The sequence below is a fragment of the Mesorhizobium sp. M0518 genome, assembly GCF_040321125.1.
Lineage (GTDB): Bacteria > Pseudomonadota > Alphaproteobacteria > Rhizobiales > Rhizobiaceae > Mesorhizobium.
The window spans coordinates 21,944-37,310 of sequence record NZ_JAMYQY010000018.1; the positions used below are offsets into that span (position 1 = coordinate 21,944).

Annotated in this window: 16 protein-coding genes; 10 read left to right on the top strand and 6 right to left on the bottom strand. The window is 63.3% G+C overall.

Going from position 1 to position 15,367, the window contains the following annotated elements:
• The first annotated feature begins 73 nt into the window (after positions 1 to 73).
• Genes cobS through NKI66_RS23670 form a run of 3 tightly spaced genes read left to right on the top strand, consistent with a single transcriptional unit; the run spans position 74 to position 3,998 of the window.
• Entirely contained in the window at positions 74 to 1,060 is a 987-nt protein-coding gene (cobS, locus tag NKI66_RS23660) for a cobaltochelatase subunit CobS (RefSeq protein ID WP_023811073.1), read from the top strand.
• Positions 1,061 to 1,071: 11 nt separating this feature from the next.
• Positions 1,072 to 2,973 carry a cobaltochelatase subunit CobT gene (gene cobT / locus NKI66_RS23665; protein ID WP_013529369.1) on the top strand — a complete coding sequence of 634 codons (1,902 nt, stop codon included), beginning with the start codon at positions 1,072 to 1,074 and terminating at the stop codon, positions 2,971 to 2,973.
• Entirely contained in the window at positions 2,970 to 3,998 is a 1,029-nt protein-coding gene (locus NKI66_RS23670; RefSeq protein WP_352753191.1) for an esterase-like activity of phytase family protein, read from the top strand. The genes cobT and NKI66_RS23670 overlap by 4 nt, the downstream gene beginning before the upstream one ends.
• A gap of 10 nt (positions 3,999 to 4,008) precedes the next feature.
• Here NKI66_RS23670 and NKI66_RS23675 read toward each other — a convergent pair whose 3' ends face one another.
• The 3 genes from NKI66_RS23675 to rpmB all read right to left on the bottom strand — a co-directional run bounded on the left by NKI66_RS23675 (position 4,009) and on the right by rpmB (position 5,899).
• The gene (locus NKI66_RS23675; RefSeq protein ID WP_352753193.1) at positions 4,009 to 4,680 is read right to left on the bottom strand and encodes a spermidine synthase family protein; all 672 of its coding nucleotides are present in this window, start codon (positions 4,678 to 4,680) and stop codon (positions 4,009 to 4,011) included.
• A gap of 59 nt (positions 4,681 to 4,739) precedes the next feature.
• A complete protein-coding gene (locus tag NKI66_RS23680; protein WP_023811077.1) occupies positions 4,740 to 5,420 on the bottom strand; it encodes a queuosine precursor transporter in 681 nt (226 codons plus the stop codon).
• Positions 5,421 to 5,602: 182 nt separating this feature from the next.
• Positions 5,603 to 5,899, bottom strand: coding sequence for a 50S ribosomal protein L28 (gene rpmB / locus NKI66_RS23685; protein WP_013529373.1), 297 nt, complete (start codon positions 5,897 to 5,899; stop codon positions 5,603 to 5,605).
• 273 nt (positions 5,900 to 6,172) lie between these two features.
• On the opposite strand from rpmB, the gene NKI66_RS23690 reads away from it, so the two are divergent.
• Genes NKI66_RS23690 through NKI66_RS23700 form a run of 3 tightly spaced genes read left to right on the top strand, consistent with a single transcriptional unit; the run spans position 6,173 to position 8,593 of the window.
• Positions 6,173 to 6,961: a DUF3108 domain-containing protein gene (locus NKI66_RS23690; protein ID WP_023811078.1), complete on the top strand. Its 789-nt coding sequence runs from the start codon at positions 6,173 to 6,175 to the stop codon at positions 6,959 to 6,961.
• Between the two features lie 34 nt (positions 6,962 to 6,995).
• A complete protein-coding gene (gene yddG, locus NKI66_RS23695) occupies positions 6,996 to 7,910 on the top strand; it encodes an aromatic amino acid exporter YddG (RefSeq protein WP_023811079.1) in 915 nt (304 codons plus the stop codon).
• Positions 7,907 to 8,593, top strand: a complete 687-nt coding sequence (locus NKI66_RS23700) for a lysoplasmalogenase family protein (protein WP_023811080.1) — start codon at positions 7,907 to 7,909, stop codon at positions 8,591 to 8,593. The genes yddG and NKI66_RS23700 overlap by 4 nt, the downstream gene beginning before the upstream one ends.
• A 1-nt stretch (position 8,594) precedes the next feature.
• Here NKI66_RS23700 and NKI66_RS23705 read toward each other — a convergent pair whose 3' ends face one another.
• Both NKI66_RS23705 and gloB read right to left on the bottom strand, forming a co-directional pair.
• Positions 8,595 to 9,023, bottom strand: a complete 429-nt coding sequence (locus NKI66_RS23705) for a cupin domain-containing protein (RefSeq protein ID WP_023811081.1) — start codon at positions 9,021 to 9,023, stop codon at positions 8,595 to 8,597.
• 19 nt (positions 9,024 to 9,042) lie between these two features.
• Positions 9,043 to 9,810 (bottom strand): hydroxyacylglutathione hydrolase, encoded by a 768-nt coding sequence (gloB, locus tag NKI66_RS23710; protein ID WP_023811082.1) that lies wholly within the window; start codon positions 9,808 to 9,810, stop codon positions 9,043 to 9,045.
• A 196-nt stretch (positions 9,811 to 10,006) separates the two neighbouring features.
• Between gloB and NKI66_RS23715 the strand changes: the two genes are divergently transcribed.
• The 3 genes from NKI66_RS23715 (at position 10,007) to NKI66_RS23725 (ending at position 13,637) form a co-directional block, all read left to right on the top strand.
• Complete coding sequence (locus NKI66_RS23715; protein WP_023811083.1) at positions 10,007 to 10,789, top strand: class I SAM-dependent methyltransferase; 783 nt, start codon at positions 10,007 to 10,009, stop codon at positions 10,787 to 10,789.
• 132 nt (positions 10,790 to 10,921) lie between these two features.
• On the top strand, positions 10,922 to 12,748 hold the full coding sequence (locus NKI66_RS23720) for an ABC transporter ATP-binding protein/permease (RefSeq protein WP_352753197.1): 1,827 nt from the start codon (positions 10,922 to 10,924) through the stop codon (positions 12,746 to 12,748).
• Between the two features lie 85 nt (positions 12,749 to 12,833).
• On the top strand, positions 12,834 to 13,637 hold the full coding sequence (locus tag NKI66_RS23725) for a DUF1194 domain-containing protein (RefSeq protein ID WP_023811084.1): 804 nt from the start codon (positions 12,834 to 12,836) through the stop codon (positions 13,635 to 13,637).
• Between the two features lie 70 nt (positions 13,638 to 13,707).
• Here NKI66_RS23725 and NKI66_RS23730 read toward each other — a convergent pair whose 3' ends face one another.
• Entirely contained in the window at positions 13,708 to 14,640 is a 933-nt protein-coding gene (locus NKI66_RS23730; protein WP_023811085.1) for a glycosyltransferase family 2 protein, read from the bottom strand.
• Positions 14,641 to 15,008: 368 nt separating this feature from the next.
• Between NKI66_RS23730 and NKI66_RS23735 the strand changes: the two genes are divergently transcribed.
• On the top strand, positions 15,009 to 15,359 hold the full coding sequence (locus NKI66_RS23735; protein WP_023811086.1) for a DUF1330 domain-containing protein: 351 nt from the start codon (positions 15,009 to 15,011) through the stop codon (positions 15,357 to 15,359).
• Positions 15,360 to 15,367 lie beyond the last annotated feature (8 nt).

The following is a 15,367-nucleotide window of genomic DNA, read 5'->3' on the forward strand; positions in this document are numbered from 1 at the left end:
CTCTAAGACCGCCCCCGGACAAAATCGATTGCCGGCGAAATCAGACGTTTCGCCCGTGGAGACGTTGAGAGATATGAACAAGGTCGATCGTGACATCGCCAACCTGCCCGACACGACGGTGTCGGTGAAGGAGAAATTCGGCTTCGAGTCCAAGATGGTGGTGCCGGCCTATTCGGTGACATCGGAGCATGTCCCCGACATCGACCCGGACTATCTCTTCGACAAGAACACGACGATGGCGATCCTTGCGGGCTTTGCCTACAACCGCCGCGTCATGGTGTCGGGCTATCACGGCACCGGCAAGTCGACCCATATCGAACAGGTTGCCGCCCGCCTTAACTGGCCTTGCGTGCGCGTCAACCTCGACAGCCATGTCAGCCGTATCGATCTCGTCGGCAAGGACGCGATCGTGGTCAAGGACGGCCTGCAGATCACCGAATTCCGCGACGGCATCCTGCCCTGGGCCTACCAGCACAATGTCGCGCTGTGCTTCGACGAGTACGACGCCGGCCGTCCGGATGTGATGTTCGTCATCCAGCGCGTGCTGGAATCGTCGGGCCGGCTGACGCTGCTCGACCAGAGCCGGGTCATCCGCCCGCATCCGGCCTTCCGGTTGTTCTCGACCGCCAACACGGTCGGCCTCGGCGACACCACTGGCCTCTATCACGGCACCCAGCAGATCAACCAGGCGCAGATGGACCGCTGGTCGATCGTCACCACGCTGAACTATTTGCCGCACGACAATGAAGTCGCCATCGTGCTGGCCAAGGCCAAGCACTATCGCGACAGCAAGGGCAAGGACATCGTCAACAAGATGGTGCGCGTCGCCGACATGACGCGTTCGGCCTTCATCAACGGCGATCTGTCGACCGTGATGAGCCCGCGCACCGTGATCACCTGGGCCGAGAATGCCGAGATATTCGGCAATATCGGCATGGCGTTCCGGCTGACCTTCCTCAACAAGTGCGATGAACTGGAACGCTCGGTGGTGGCCGAGTTCTACCAGCGCGCCTTTGGCGAGGATCTGCCCGAGAGCGCCGCCAACGTGGTGCTGGGCTAAGCAGAGTCTCGATGGCGGGTCCGGGCGACAACACGCGCAACAAGTCGAAGACGGGTTCTGAAGCCGACAGCTTCAAGCGCGCCGTCACCGTCTGCATGCGCGCCATCGCCGGCGACAAGGAGCTGGAGGTCGGCTTCGCCAAGGACCGGCCGGCGCTCGCCGGCAGCCGTGCGCGTCTGCCAGAATTGCCGAAGAAGGCGTCGAAGACCGATATCGCGATCACCCGCGGCCTCGGCGATTCCATGGCGCTGAAGCGCGCCTGCCACGATGTGCGCATCCACACCAAGCTGGCGCCGGAAGGCAAGGCGGCCCGCGCCATCTATGACGCGGTCGAACAGGCCCGCGTCGAGGCGATAGGCTCACGCGCCATGCAGGGCGTCGCCGACAATATCGGCTCGATGCTGGAGGACAAATACGCCAAGGCCAACCTCGTCGACATCAAGGACAAGGCCGACGCGCCGATCGAGGAAGCTCTTGCCCTGATGGTGCGCGAGAAGCTGACCGGCCGCCCGGTCCCGAAAAGCGGCGAGCGGCTGGTCGAACTCTGGCGCCCCTGGGTCGAGGAGAAGGCCAAGGCCGACCTCGACGGATTGTCGGCCAAGCTCGGCGACCAGCAGGCGTTCGCCCGGGTCGTGCGCGAGATGCTCGCCTCCATGGAGATGGCCGAGGAACTCGGCGACGACCAGGAGACGGAAGATTCCGAGGACAATGACGACAACCAGCCGCAAGGCGAGGAGCAGAGCGAGGAGGGCGGCGAAGAGGATTCCGGCTCCGAGCAGTCGCAGTCCGAGGATGCCGAAGCTTCGGCCGATGACGAACAGTCGGCCGAGACCGAAGCCTCCGACGCCACCGCGGACGACCTGTCCGACGATGACGACGCCGATGCCGAAACGCCCGGCGAGGCGCGCCGCAACGACAATCCCTTCACCAATCTGCCGAAGGAGATCGACTACAAGGTCTTCACCACGGCTTTCGACGAGACGGTCGGCGCCGAGGAGCTGTGCGAAGAAGAAGAGCTCGACCGGCTGCGCGCCTTCCTAGATAAGCAGTTGGCCAATCTGTCCGGCGTCGTCGGGCGGTTGGCCAACCGGCTGCAGCGTCGCCTGATGGCACAACAGAACCGCTCCTGGGATTTCGACCTGGAAGAAGGTTACCTCGACCCGGCAAGGCTGGTGCGGGTCGTCATCGACCCGATGCAGCCGCTGTCGTTCAAGCAGGAGCGCGACACCAAATTTCGCGACACGGTGGTGACGCTGGTGCTCGACAATTCCGGCTCGATGCGCGGCCGGCCGATCACGGTCGCGGCAACCTGCGCCGACATATTGGCCCGCACGCTGGAGCGTTGCGGCGTCTCGGTCGAGATCCTCGGTTTCACCACGCGGGCCTGGAAGGGCGGGCAGGCGCGCGAGAAATGGCTGAAGGACGGCAAGCCGCCGAATCCTGGCCGGCTCAACGATCTGCGCCACATCATCTACAAGTCCGCCGACCATCCGTGGCGGCGGGCACGGCGCAATCTCGGCCTGATGATGCGCGAAGGCCTGCTCAAGGAAAATATCGACGGCGAGGCGCTGCTGTGGGCGCACAACCGGCTGATCGCCCGGCCCGAGCAGCGCAAGATCCTGATGATGATCTCGGACGGGGCGCCGGTCGACGATTCGACGCTGTCGGTCAATCCGGGCAATTATCTCGAGCGCCATCTGCGCGCCGTCATCGAGCTGATCGAGACGCGTTCGCCGGTGGAACTGCTGGCCATCGGCATCGGCCACGACGTCACGCGCTACTACCGCCGGGCTGTCACCATCGTCGATGCCGAGGAACTGGCCGGCGCCATGACCGAGCAGTTGGCTTCGCTGTTCGCCGAGGAAAGCGCGAAGGATACGCGACGCGGCGGTGGTATGCGGCGCGCCGGATGATTTCCAGGCGCGGCGGCTTTCAGCAGACGCTTTTCGCCGCCGTCGCCCTGCTTTCCGGCGTGGCTTCGGCGGCAGCCGGTTCGGCCGACTCTAGTTCTGTCGAACCGGTCGAAATCTCGGCCCGCCCGATCACCGAATTCCACATTGGCCGTGCCGGCAAGCAGTTCGGCCCGTTCGAATTCGTCGGCGGGCTGGAGATGACCTCGCCGACACGCGATTTCGGCGCGCTGTCGGCCTTCCGCTTCCTGAAAGCCGGCGGTGACTTCATCGGCGTTGCCGACACCGGCTTCTGGTTCTTCGGCACGGTGGTCCGCGACGCGGAAAAGCGGCCCTCCGGCATCCAGAATTTCCGCATGCAGCAGATGGTCGACCAGACTGGCCGGCCGATCGACAGGAAATGGGAGGTCGATGCGGAAGGTCTCGCGGTCAAGGACGGCATCGCCACCGTCGGCTTCGAGCGCAGCCACCGCGTCGCCCAGTTCAAGATCGACCCCAACGACATGAAGGCGCCGTTCAAGCCGCTGGATTTCGTCGTTCCGGCCCCGGAGCTGCGCCAGAATCGCGGCTTCGAGACCGTCACCCACGCCAATGCCAACGGCCAGCATGAGGGCGGCCTGGTCGTGGTCTCCGAGAAGAGCCTGGACAAGGCCGGCAACATCTATGCCGCCATCATCGAAGGACCGCACAAGGGCGTCTTTACCGTCAAGCGCAATGGCGATTTCGACATCACCGACGGGGCCTTCCTGCCGGATGGCGACCTATTGCTTCTGGAGCGCAGTTTCTCGATGGCCCGCGGCGTCAAGATGCGGCTGCGGCGCATCTATGGCGAAAGCGTCGAGAAGGGCGCGGTCGCCGACGGGCCGGTGCTGCTGGAGGCCGACATGGGCTACCAGATCGACAATATGGAAGGGCTCGACGTCTGGACCCGCGATGACGGCGCGCTGATCGTGTCGCTGATCTCCGACGACAACCACTCGATCCTGCAGCGCAACCTCTATCTGGAATTCATCCTCCACCAGGATTGAGCCCACCGGCTTACGTCCTGGTGGCGATCCAGATGACATGGCGGGCGCCACGCTTGCCGTTGGCGCGCGTACTGACCTCTTCGACCCCGAAGCCTGCCTGCTTCAGCCGCCGCGTGAATCCGCTGTCTGGGCCTTGCGACCACACTGCCAGCACGCCGCCGGGTTTCAGGGCGCTGCGTGCGGCTGCGAGGCCTTGCACGCTGTAAAGTGCGTCGTTGGATTTGTGGACGATGCCTTCCGGGCCGTTGTCGACATCGAGCAGAATGGCGTCCCAGGCCGCGGGCCGCGACCGGATCAACTGCCCGACATCGGCTTCCTGGATGGTGACGCGAGGATCGTCGAGACAGCCGCCAAAGATTTCGGCCATCGGACCGCGCGCCCAGTCGACGACGGCCGGCACCAGTTCGGCGACGACGATTCCGGCATCATTGGCCAATTCTGTGAGTGCGGCGCGCAAGGTAAAACCCATGCCAAGCCCACCGATCAGGATTGTGGGCCGGCTCTGGCCGGCAATCCGCTCGCAGGACAGTTTTGCCAGCGCTTCCTCGGAACCGCTGAGGCGGCTATTCATCAGTTCGTTGGTGCCCAGCATGATCGAGAATTCGGTGCCGCGCCGCTTGAGGCGCAGTTCTTGTCCGCCGTCGGGAGTCTTCGCCGAATCGAGCTGGACCCACGGGATCATGATCTTTGTCCGACCATGATCTTTTCCGAAAACCGGGTCCCACTTTTCGGGATCATGGCTTAAGCCGCAACCGCCGGCTGGCTCCAGCGGGCGGCGAGCAGACGGTAGGGGATCAACGCCACGACGGCGATGATCAGTTTCACCGAGAGATCACCAAGCGCCCAGGAAATCCAGCGCATCGCCTCGACATGGAAGACGCCCATCAAAGGTGCGCTTTCCAACGCAAAGCCGTCGTTTGGTCCGGCGAAGGCAAAGGCAGCCGAGAACGCGACGGTGAAGAACACGGCGGTGTCGAACACCGACCCGACCAGCGTGCCGATGATCGGCGCGCGCCACCAGCTCTGCTGGCGCAGCCGGTTGAACACGGTGACATCGAGCAGTTGCGCGCTGAGGAACGCCGCTCCGGACGCGGCCGCGATACGCACCAGCCGGTCGGCGGCGGTCTCGAATTCGATCAGGCCATGGCGGAACAGGAAGGGCGGTACAAGGATCGAGCAGATCACCGCCGTCATGAAGCCGACAAAGACGATCCGGCGCGCCACAGTGGGTCCGTAGCGGCGGTTGGCGAGGTCGGTGACCAGGAACGAGAAAGGATAGGTGAAGGCGCCCCAGGTCAGCACGTCGGCCAGCGAGAGGCCGCCGATCTGGCCCTGCATCGGGAATTGCACGAGAATGTTCGATGCCACGACGACGAGCGCCATGGCGGCCACGAATGGCAAATACCGTGAGAAGGAAGTCATTTTTTTATCCTGGGTAATGGAACCAGCCAAGCACCATGCCCATGCGGGCGATGCTTGCCTTCGTATGTGGGCACCGGATTGCCAAAACCTTGCGGCTTCGATCCGATGCTCAGGCCAACAAGTGTTGGCCAGAGGCCAACAAGAGGTTGGCCAGGGCGGTCGTCCCCCGCCTTTGAACTGTTTTAAGCGGCAGCCTGTTCGGCGGTCTTCTTGGCGATCTGCTTTTTCAGCAAACGGGCGCGCTGCGACAATTCCTTGACGTCTGCCTTGGCCAGGAAGGCGTCGAGGCCGCCGCGATGTTCTACCGAACGCAGCGCGTTGGCCGAAATGCGCAGGCGCACGTTCTGGTTCAGCGCTTCCGAAATCAGCGTCACATTGACGAGGTTCGGCAGGAAGCGACGCTTGGTCTTGTTGTTGGCGTGGCTCACATTGTTGCCGGACATGACTGCCTTGGCAGTGAGTTCGCAGGTGCGGGACATGGTTCTAACCTTCAGTTCTCGGGGTCTGCCAAACACTCAAGTCCACGCCGGGTGGCGCGCGGCTCTGGTCAGGCGGCCTTATGGAAAAAGTTGGCGTTCCATAGTTGCATTTCGCCGAGGCGTCAAGCTCCGGCTTGCCCAGCCCCTGCATTGCCCACGGCGCGCCCGGCATTTTCATATTAAGGCCGGAATTCATCCTATAAGCGGTTCCATAGGGACATGCCAGACCGGAGTTGCCCGCCTCCGGCCGAAAATCAAGGACCCGATCCCGCCATGCTTCGTTCGCCACATGCCCTTGTTGCCATGCTTGCCATAGCTTTGCCGTCCGCCGCGTCTGCTGCCTCGCCGCAGTCGTTCAAGGGCGAGTACACGGTGTCGTTTCTTGGTCTTTCGATAGCGAAATCAACGTTTTCCAGCCGCTATGAGAACGGCGCCTACGCGATCCAAGGCAGTGTCACCGCGGCCGGTCTCGCCAAGCTGTTCGACGACACGCGCGGCACGATCTCGTCCAAAGGCACGATTGCGGGCAAAAAGATGGTGCCGCAGGCATTCCGCGCCGACTACACCTCCGGCAAGAAGGCATCGGTGGTCGATATCCGCTTTGCCAATGGCAGGGTCACTTCGACGAAGGTCGTACCGGCACCAGGCAAACGCGACCCCAAGAACTGGGTACCGCTCGGTGCCGGCGACCTGGCATCGGTGCTCGATCCTATGGCCGCCACCGTCATTCATGCCGACAGTCTCGACCAGGTCTGCGGCCGCACGGTGAAGTTCTATGACGGCGAGATGCGTGCCGACCTGACGTTGACCTACGCGTCGAAAGGCACGATCTCGGTCCCGGGCTACAAGGGCGACACCGTCACCTGCCAGATGGGCTTCGAGCCGGTGGCGGGTTATCGCAAGGGCCGCAAGGCGCTCAACTATCTCAAGAACAAAAGCCGCATGATGGTGACGTTTGCACCGCTCGGCCAAACCGGCGTATATGCGCCGATCCGTGCCACGGTTGGCACGCAGATCGGCACCTTGACCATCAGCGCCGGGCGTTTCGAAGCCGTACAATAGCCAGGCGCGGAATTGGCGCGCCACTGGAGACAGAATGGGGCGCGCAACACTGATCGGCTTTTCGGCGGTCGCCATGTGGGCGTTGCTCGCACTGCTCACCGATGCGTCGGGCCAGGTGCCGCCGTTCTTGCTATCGGCGATCACCTTCTCGATCGGCACCGGCGTCGGGCTGGTCGCGCGGCTGTTCATGCCGGCACCCGACAAGAGCCAGAAGATACCGCCGCAGGTGTGGCTGATCGGCATTGCCGGCCTGTTCGGCTACCACTTTTTCTATTTCACCGCACTGCGCAATGCGCCGGCGGTGGAGGCGAGCCTGATCGCCTATCTGTGGCCGCTGCTGATAGTGCTCGGCTCGGCGTTGATGCCGGGCGAAAAACTTGCCTGGAACCATATCGTCGGCGCGCTGCTCGGCCTTGCCGGCACCGTGCTGATCGTCACCAAGGGTGGCGGGCTGGCCTTCGACGCCCGCTATTCCTTCGGCTATGCCATGGCTGCCGTCTGCGCCGTCTTGTGGTCGTCCTATTCGTTGTTGTCGCGGCGCTTCCCATCGGTGCCGACCAGCATCGTCACCTGGTTCTGTGCTGCCACCGCGGTGCTGTCGCTCGCCTGCCACCTGGCGCTGGAACAGACGATTCTGCCCGTCGGCGCCGGCCAGTGGCTGGCGGTGCTTGGTCTTGGCCTGATGCCGGTGGGCGCTGCCTTCTACGCCTGGGACATCGGCGTCAAGCGCGGCAACATCCAGGTGTTGGGTGCCGCAAGCTATGCCGCACCGCTGTTGTCGACGCTGGTGTTGATCGCGGCCGGCGTCGCCGAGCCGTCGCTGCGCATCCTCGCCGCCTGCGTGCTCATCACCAGCGGTGCGGTGCTCGCCGCAAAATCCCTGTTCCTGCGCAAGCCGGCTGCGGTCGAGAGCAGAGCCGGGGCATCCGAAGGCGGAGCCCAGGCATGACGATGCCGTTTGCGGGCGGCATCGACGCCAATGCCAATGCGACACTGATTTTTTCGCTGGCGGCGGCGGTGATCTATGCCTTCACGCTTGGCATGCCGCCAACGCTGGCCCGCTCGGCCGCAAAGACGCTCGCCGTGGCGATGCTCGCCGTGCTGGCGGCGCTGCAAGGCGGCCCGCTGCTGCTGGTCGCCGCGCTCGCACTCAGCGCCGTTGGCGACGCCTTCCTGTCACGCGACGGCGAAAAGGCCTTTCTCGGCGGGCTGGCCAGTTTTCTTGTCGCTCACATCGTCTATGTCGCGCTGTTCCTGCGCAGCGGTGGCGGGTTGGGAGTGCTTGGCGCCGAGCCGTGGCGCGGAGCGATCGCGCTCGCCATGGCGGTGTTCGTGGTCATCGTGCTGGCGGCGCTGTGGCGTCGTGTCGGTCCCAGCCTGCGTATCCCGATCACCGTCTATATCGCGGCGATCCTGGCAATGGCCATCTCGGCGCTGACAACAAGCAATATGTGGGTGATCGGGGGCGCCGTGCTGTTCATGGCGTCGGACGGGCTGCTCGCCACGGAGAAATTCCTTGTGGCCGCCATCTCGCCGCATCGTGCCTGGATGCGTTTCGCCGTCTGGGCGCTGTACTACGCCGCCCAACTCGCGATCACGCTAGGCTTCCTGCTAAATCAGGCTTCTTATTGAGTTAGGACTGTCCAGGCTGCCAGCCGGGTGCCGCCAGCTCAAAAGCTGCAAACTCGAAGCCCGGCGCGACGGTGCAGCCGACCAGTGTCCATTCGCCCAGGCTGCGCGCCGATTGCCACCATTCCGCCGGCACGACGATCTGCGGCCGCTCACCGGCTGCGAGATCGATGCCGAGCACCTGTTCCACAACGGTGCTGCCTTCTTCCCACATCGACAGCGCCAGCGGGGCGCCGGCATGGAAATGCCAGACCTCGGCGGCGTCCTTGACCCGGTGCCAGGCCGAAACCTGATGCTCCTCAAGCAGGAAATAAATGGCGGTCGAATGGCCACGCGCGCCGCCGGTGCCATCGCGAAAGGTCTCGGCATACCAGCCGCCTTCCGGATGCGGCTTCAGCCCGAGCGTCGCGATAATTTCTGCGGAGCTGGTCATGGCGACGATACCACCGGGCCTAGAAATTGTCCTTGCGCTTGCGGATTTCGGCAAAGACCTCGGCGTCCGAAGCTCTCTCCAGCCCCAGATGCTTGCGGATCGCCGGATCGTGCCAGCGCAGGAAGGGATTGGTCGACAGCTCCTCGCCGATCGTCGTCGGCAGCGTCGGCTTATTGTCGGCGCGCAGCTTTTCGATCTTGGCGGCGCGTTCCTTCAATGCCGAATTCGTCGGGTCGACGGTCAGCGCGAAACGGGCGTTGGCGAGCGTATACTCGTGGCCGCAATAGATGGCCGTTTCAGCCGGAAGTGCAGCCAGCTTCTTTAGCGATTCATACATCACCGGCGGCTTGCATTCGAACAGCCGTCCGCAACCCAGCGCAAACAGCGTGTCGGCGGTGAACGCCACACCCGAAGCCGGCAAATAGTAGGAAACGTGGCCGGCGGTGTGGCCGGGCGTGGCGATGACTTCGATCTTTTCATCGCCAAGATGGAGAACCGAGCCGTCTTCGACGGTCTCGTCGATGCCGGGGATCTTGGCCTTTTCCGCTTCCGGGCCGACGACGCGCAGCTTGAAGCGCTCCTTCAATGCAAGATTGGCCTCGACGTGATCCATGTGATGATGCGTGGTCAGGATCATCGTCGGCGTCCAGCCGGTGCGCTTTATCGCGGCCAGGATAGGCGCTTCCTCGGGCGCGTCGATGATCGCGGTCTGGCCGCTTTTGGGATCATGCACCAGCACGCCGAAATTGTCGCTGCGGCACATGAACTGTTCGATTTCGACCGGCATCGCATCTCTCCGTTTATGGCCGCAGACATAGGGCGCCGGCGCGTGGATGTCATCCTGGATGTTGAAGACATGCTGGATGTTGAGCAACATTCCGGGACGTTGAACAACATCCCGCAATGTCTAGTGACATTCCCGGAATGGCAGGTCGTCGCGGCCTGTTGTTGAAACCCGCCGATATCGCGGCTACATCCCTGCCATGCATTCCGACATCGTCGATCTTCGCTCCTTCTATTCGACAACACTCGGCCGTTTCGCCGAGCGTTCGATCACCATGGCGTTGTCGTCGATATGGGCGGTCGTGCCCAACGAGCGGCTGGTTGGTCTGGGCTACACCTTGCCGTGGCTGGAGAGGTTCGGCTGCGACGCCGAGCGGGTCTTCGCCTTCATGCCGGCGACGCAGGGCGCGGTGGTGTGGCCGGCGACAGGGCCGACGGCGACGGCACTGGTCTTCGACGAGGAACTGCCGCTGGTCGATTCCTGCATCGACCGCATGCTGCTCGTCCATTCGCTCGAACATGTCGAGAACCCACGTGAGACGCTGAACGAGATCTGGCGCGTGCTGTCGCCGGCTGGCCGGGTCGTCATCGTCGTGCCCAACCGGCGCGGTGTCTGGGCGCGCTTCGAGCACACCCCATTCGGCAATGGCCGGCCCTTTTCGCGCGGCCAGCTAACCGAATTGCTGCGCGAGGCGAATTTTACGCCCGCCGCCTGGTCCGATGCGCTGTTCTTTCCGCCGTCGAGGCGCCGTTTCATGATGCGCTTCCACAATGTGCTGGAGCGCGCCGGCCGGCGGCTGTGGCCGATCTTTTCCGGCGTCATCGTCGTCGAGGCGCAGAAACGGCTCTATCAAGGCGTGCCCGTCGTCCAGCGCGCCTCGCGCCGCGTCTTCGTGCCGGTGCTGTCGCCGCATGGCGCCACCCGGCTTGGCCGTCACAAAGCCGGTGCCGAGCCCTCGGCTGCGCGGGTGACGGCTTCGTGATCACGGCAAGCGTGCCTGACGTCGTTTCCCTGCCTATCTGTCGCAAGCGGACCGACAGTTTATCCGGCAGCCCATACGAACGCCTGTCAAGTTTCTCCATCCGGTTTCAGCACTGACGCAAGGACCTCGGCCATGGCTGATCAACCGGACAATGCCGCCGCCGTTCAGCCGGTTGCCGTGGCGGTCGAAGCCAGCAGCCTGCGCGATCAGCTGATGACGATCCGGCGGGCGCTGGCGGGATCGCCGGTTCGCAAATGGTTGCAGTGGACATCGGTCGGCATCATGGCCGTGATCATCGCAACGTCGATCGGCCAGGTTCTGCTCAACCGCTGGAACCAGCCTTTCTACGATGCGCTTGCGCGCCGCGACATGGCGGCCTTCCTGCACCAGCTCCTCGTCTTCGCGATGATCGCCGGCGGGCTGCTGGTGCTCAATATCGGCCAGACCTGGCTCAACCAGATGATCAGGCTCAAACTGCGCGAGGCGCTGACGCTGGATCTGATCGATCAGTGGATGCGGCCGGCGCGCGCCTTCCGGTTGGCCAATGCCGGCGCCATCGGCGTCAATCCCGACCAGCGCATGCAGCAGGACGCCGCGCATCTGTCCGACCTGTCAACCGATCTCGGCGTCGGCCTGCTGCAGTCGTGCATCCTGCTGGTGTCCTTCGTCGGGGTGCTGTGGGAGCTGTCCTCGGGCTTCGTGTTCCACATCGGCGGGACCTCGCTGGCCATACCGGGCTACATGGTCTGGGCCGCCATCCTTTACGCCGGCATCGCCTCCTGGCTGAGCTGGCTGGTCGGGCGCCCGCTCATCCGCCTGAACAGCGACCGCTATACACGCGAAGCCGAGCTGCGCTCCTCGATGGTGCGCGTCAACGAGAATGTCGATGCCATTGCGTTGTATCATGGCGAGGCCGACGCCAGGCGGCGGCTCGAACTCGATCTCGGCACGGTGCTGGGCGCCATGCGGCGCATCTACGCCGCCCAGATCAACCTGTCCTGGGTGACCGACACCTATGGCTGGATCACCGTCGTGGCGCCCATACTGGTCGCTTCGCCGGTCTATTTCTCAGGTGATATCAGCTTTGGCGGGCTGATGATGGCGGTCGGCGCCTTCAACCAGGTCCACTCCTCCTTGCGCTGGTTCATCAACAACATCGGCAGTATCGCCGATTGGCGCGCCACGCTGATGCGCGTGGCCGATTTCCGCATCGCGCTCGATGAAACCGATGCGCTGCACGACACGGAAAAGCGCATCGCCTTCGGCCAAAACGTCAATGGCAGCCTGACTTTCGAGAAGCTCGAAGTGACCTCGCCGGAGGGTTGCACCAGACTCGCCGACTCGCATGTCGAAATCCGCCCCGGCGAGCGCGTCATGATCACCGGCGACCCCGGTGCGGGCAAGACGCTGTTCTTTCGTGCCATTGCCGGCCTGTGGCCATGGGGAAGCGGCCAGATCGGCCTGCCGGCGGGAGAAACCCCCATATTCGTGCCGCGCGTGCCTTATTTTCCGGTCGGCACGTTGCGCGAAGTCCTCGATCACCCGAACGGGCCCGCGCCGGCGAACGATGCCGACATTTCGGCGGTGCTGGCCGAGGTCGGTCTGGGACGGCTATCCTCGTCGCTCGACCGCGCCGGGCGTTGGGACCATGAGTTGGGCGATGACGAACAACGCTCGCTGGCCTTCGCCAGGCTCGCGTTGCGGCAGCCGAAATGGGTGATCATCGATGAGGCGCTGGATGCGTTCGACGGCCCATCGCTAAGACGCGTGCTGTCGATGCTCGATAAGCGTTTGCCGGGGACAGCGATCCTCAACATCGGGCGCGGCCAGCACAACAACCACTTCTTCCCGCGCGCGTTGACGATCATCAAGGATTCTGGTGCGCCAGCCCTGAAGCCCGCCCGCGTCAGAGCCGGCGCGATCGAACCGCCGCCAGCCGCCGCTCGTCGCAAGAAATGAGCTGATTTCCGGGCGGGGGAAGCAAAGCTTTATTTTGCCGTGATCGCGAGGGAAGCTCCTTGGGAGAAACATCTTGGCGACGGCCATGCTTGATGCTCTGCGCCTGCTTGCCTGTCTTGCCTGCGCCCAGGCTGCCCCGGCCGCCTCGCCGCCGGATGCGCTCGCCGTCGACGTCGAGCTGGTGCTGGCGGTCGACATCTCGCTGTCGATGGACGAGAAGGAGTTCGCCCTGCAGCGGGCCGGTTATGTCGAGGCGCTGCGGCATCCCGACTTCATCAAGGCTGTCCGCGCCGGCGCCAAGGGCCGCATAGCGCTGACCTATTTCGAATGGGCCGGCACGGTGCGCGACGACGCGGTCATCAGCTGGCAGATTATCGATAGTGCCGAGAGCGCGAACAGCTTTGCCGACAAGGTCGCGGCTCGTCCGTTCCGCAGCTTTCGCGGCACTTCGATTTCCGGCGCGCTGGCCTTCGGCACCGAGCTTTTCGACCGCACGTCTTTCCAGGGCGAACGCAGCGTCATCGACATTTCGGGCGACGGACCGAACAATATCGGGCCGCCGGTCACCGCAACGCGTGATGCGGCGACTGCCAAAGGCATCGTCGTCAACGGCCTGCCGATCCTGATCAGCCCGTCGCCCACCTTCAGCCATCTCGACCAGTATTATGCGCAGTGCGTGATCGGCGGACCCGGTTCCTTCGTGCTGCCTATCTATGCCGCCGCGGAGTTTTCGACAGCCATCCGGCGCAAGCTGCTCCTGGAAGTGAGCGGCATTCAGGACGAGGTGGGAAGCATCCCCGTCGACGCGGCGACGCCGATAGACTGCCTGCAAGGCGAACGGGACAGGCGGTTTCTATCGGATCCGTATTTTCCCGAACTTGACCGTTGAGCTCTCGACAGAGGGGTTAACGCGATCCGGAGGAAAAACCGTTCCACAATTTCCCGGAATCCCTCTCGGTTTAAGCGGGCCGGGCACCAAATTGATTGCGAAACTCGTTGGACAGATCGCGGCGCCAGCGCCGGCCGTGGACATAGCCTTGCATCAATTCCGGCAGCGAATAGCCAAGCGTTTTGGATGAACGGTTGGCCATGTAGCCCTGAAATGCCTCCGGTATCCTGCCTCGCAGGATGTCGGCGATGAGCTGCCGCGAGATCATGTAAGGCGGAATGTGCGGGTAGGCATGGGCAATATGCGGATGTTTGCCCATCAGGTTCGCATAGGCCTCGACATAGCCGTCACGGCGGCCGGAAATCGAGTTCTCCGAATTGTATTTCGTCCAGTCCAGATCCCTGGACAACTGCGCACCGAAGCGCCGGGCAAGGCGCAGCAGCAATTCGCGATCCTGCATGCGGGTGATGTCGCTGTCGTAGCCGCCGATGGCCAGCAAGGCTTCGCGGCGAGCGGTGATCGCGGAGCCGGCAATGAAGATGGTCTGCCCAACCAGCGTCCGCTCCAGCATTGCGGGGCTCACGAACGCCTCGGGGTTGACGCAGTTTGTGATGCGATTGCCTTTCAGGGACACGAACGAACTGATCAGCACTTGCAGTGCAGGATTCTCATCGAACCAGGTCAGGGTTCGTTCAAGCCGGTGCGGCATGTAGATGTCGTCGGAATCGAGGAACGTCACCAACGGTGCCCGCGCGCGCTCGATGCCGGCATTCCTGGCAGCGTTGGCGCCTCGCCATTTCGCCCCGACATAGATCAGCCGCGGGTCCTGGATACGGGCCAGCGCCGCTTCGGTTCCATCGGTCGAACCATCGTCGACGACAATGTGCTCAAGCCTCGACATGCTCTGGGAGAGTACGCTTTCCACGGCGCGCAACACCGTTTCGCGTCGGTTGTGGGTCGGCGTAATGACCGTGATGAGAGGTGTCGGTTGGATCCCGGCCATGTCTGTCAGCTGTTTCCTGCGCAGGGTTGCGCGTCTGTCCAGGACTTTTCGATTTTCAGAACGGTCGAATGGATTGGACTTCCCTTCCTCTACACCGCATCACAGTCGGCGCGACGCTACAAAAAACGACTGCCCCTGTCACCCACCGTGCCGGTACTCAATCCGCGCGAGACAACGAATCCCCGCTGCTAGCGTTCCAATTGCAACAGCACCGCCGCACATAGCATTGCGAATCACCATGGAAGCAACCCATCATGACAGGTAGCATACATCTCATTACCTCAGACGTAATCGCTTAGCGCTCGGCGTTTGGTCAGATTGCCCATGCGAGGCCGGCAACTCGGCTTCGATGACAAGGGAGTCCAGTCATGGCCGCTTACGCCGTCGCCCATATGCGCCAAGCCGCAATGGGTCCGCAGATCGTCGAATATCTGCACAAGATCGATGCCACGCTGGAACCTTTCGGCGGCCGTTTTCTGGTTCATGGCGGCGATGTGGAGGTGATCGAGAACGACTGGCCTGGCCATCTGATCATCATAGAATTTCCCGACAGGCAGCATGTGCGTGGCTGGTACAATTCGCCCGCCTACCGGGCGATACTGGCGCTGCGCACGGACAATTCGGAGGCCGATGTCGTGTTCGTCGACGGCGTCGAACATCCGCACAAGGCCACGGATGTTCTGGAACAATCGACGGGTCAAGGATCAATTGGACGCTGAACCGCGGT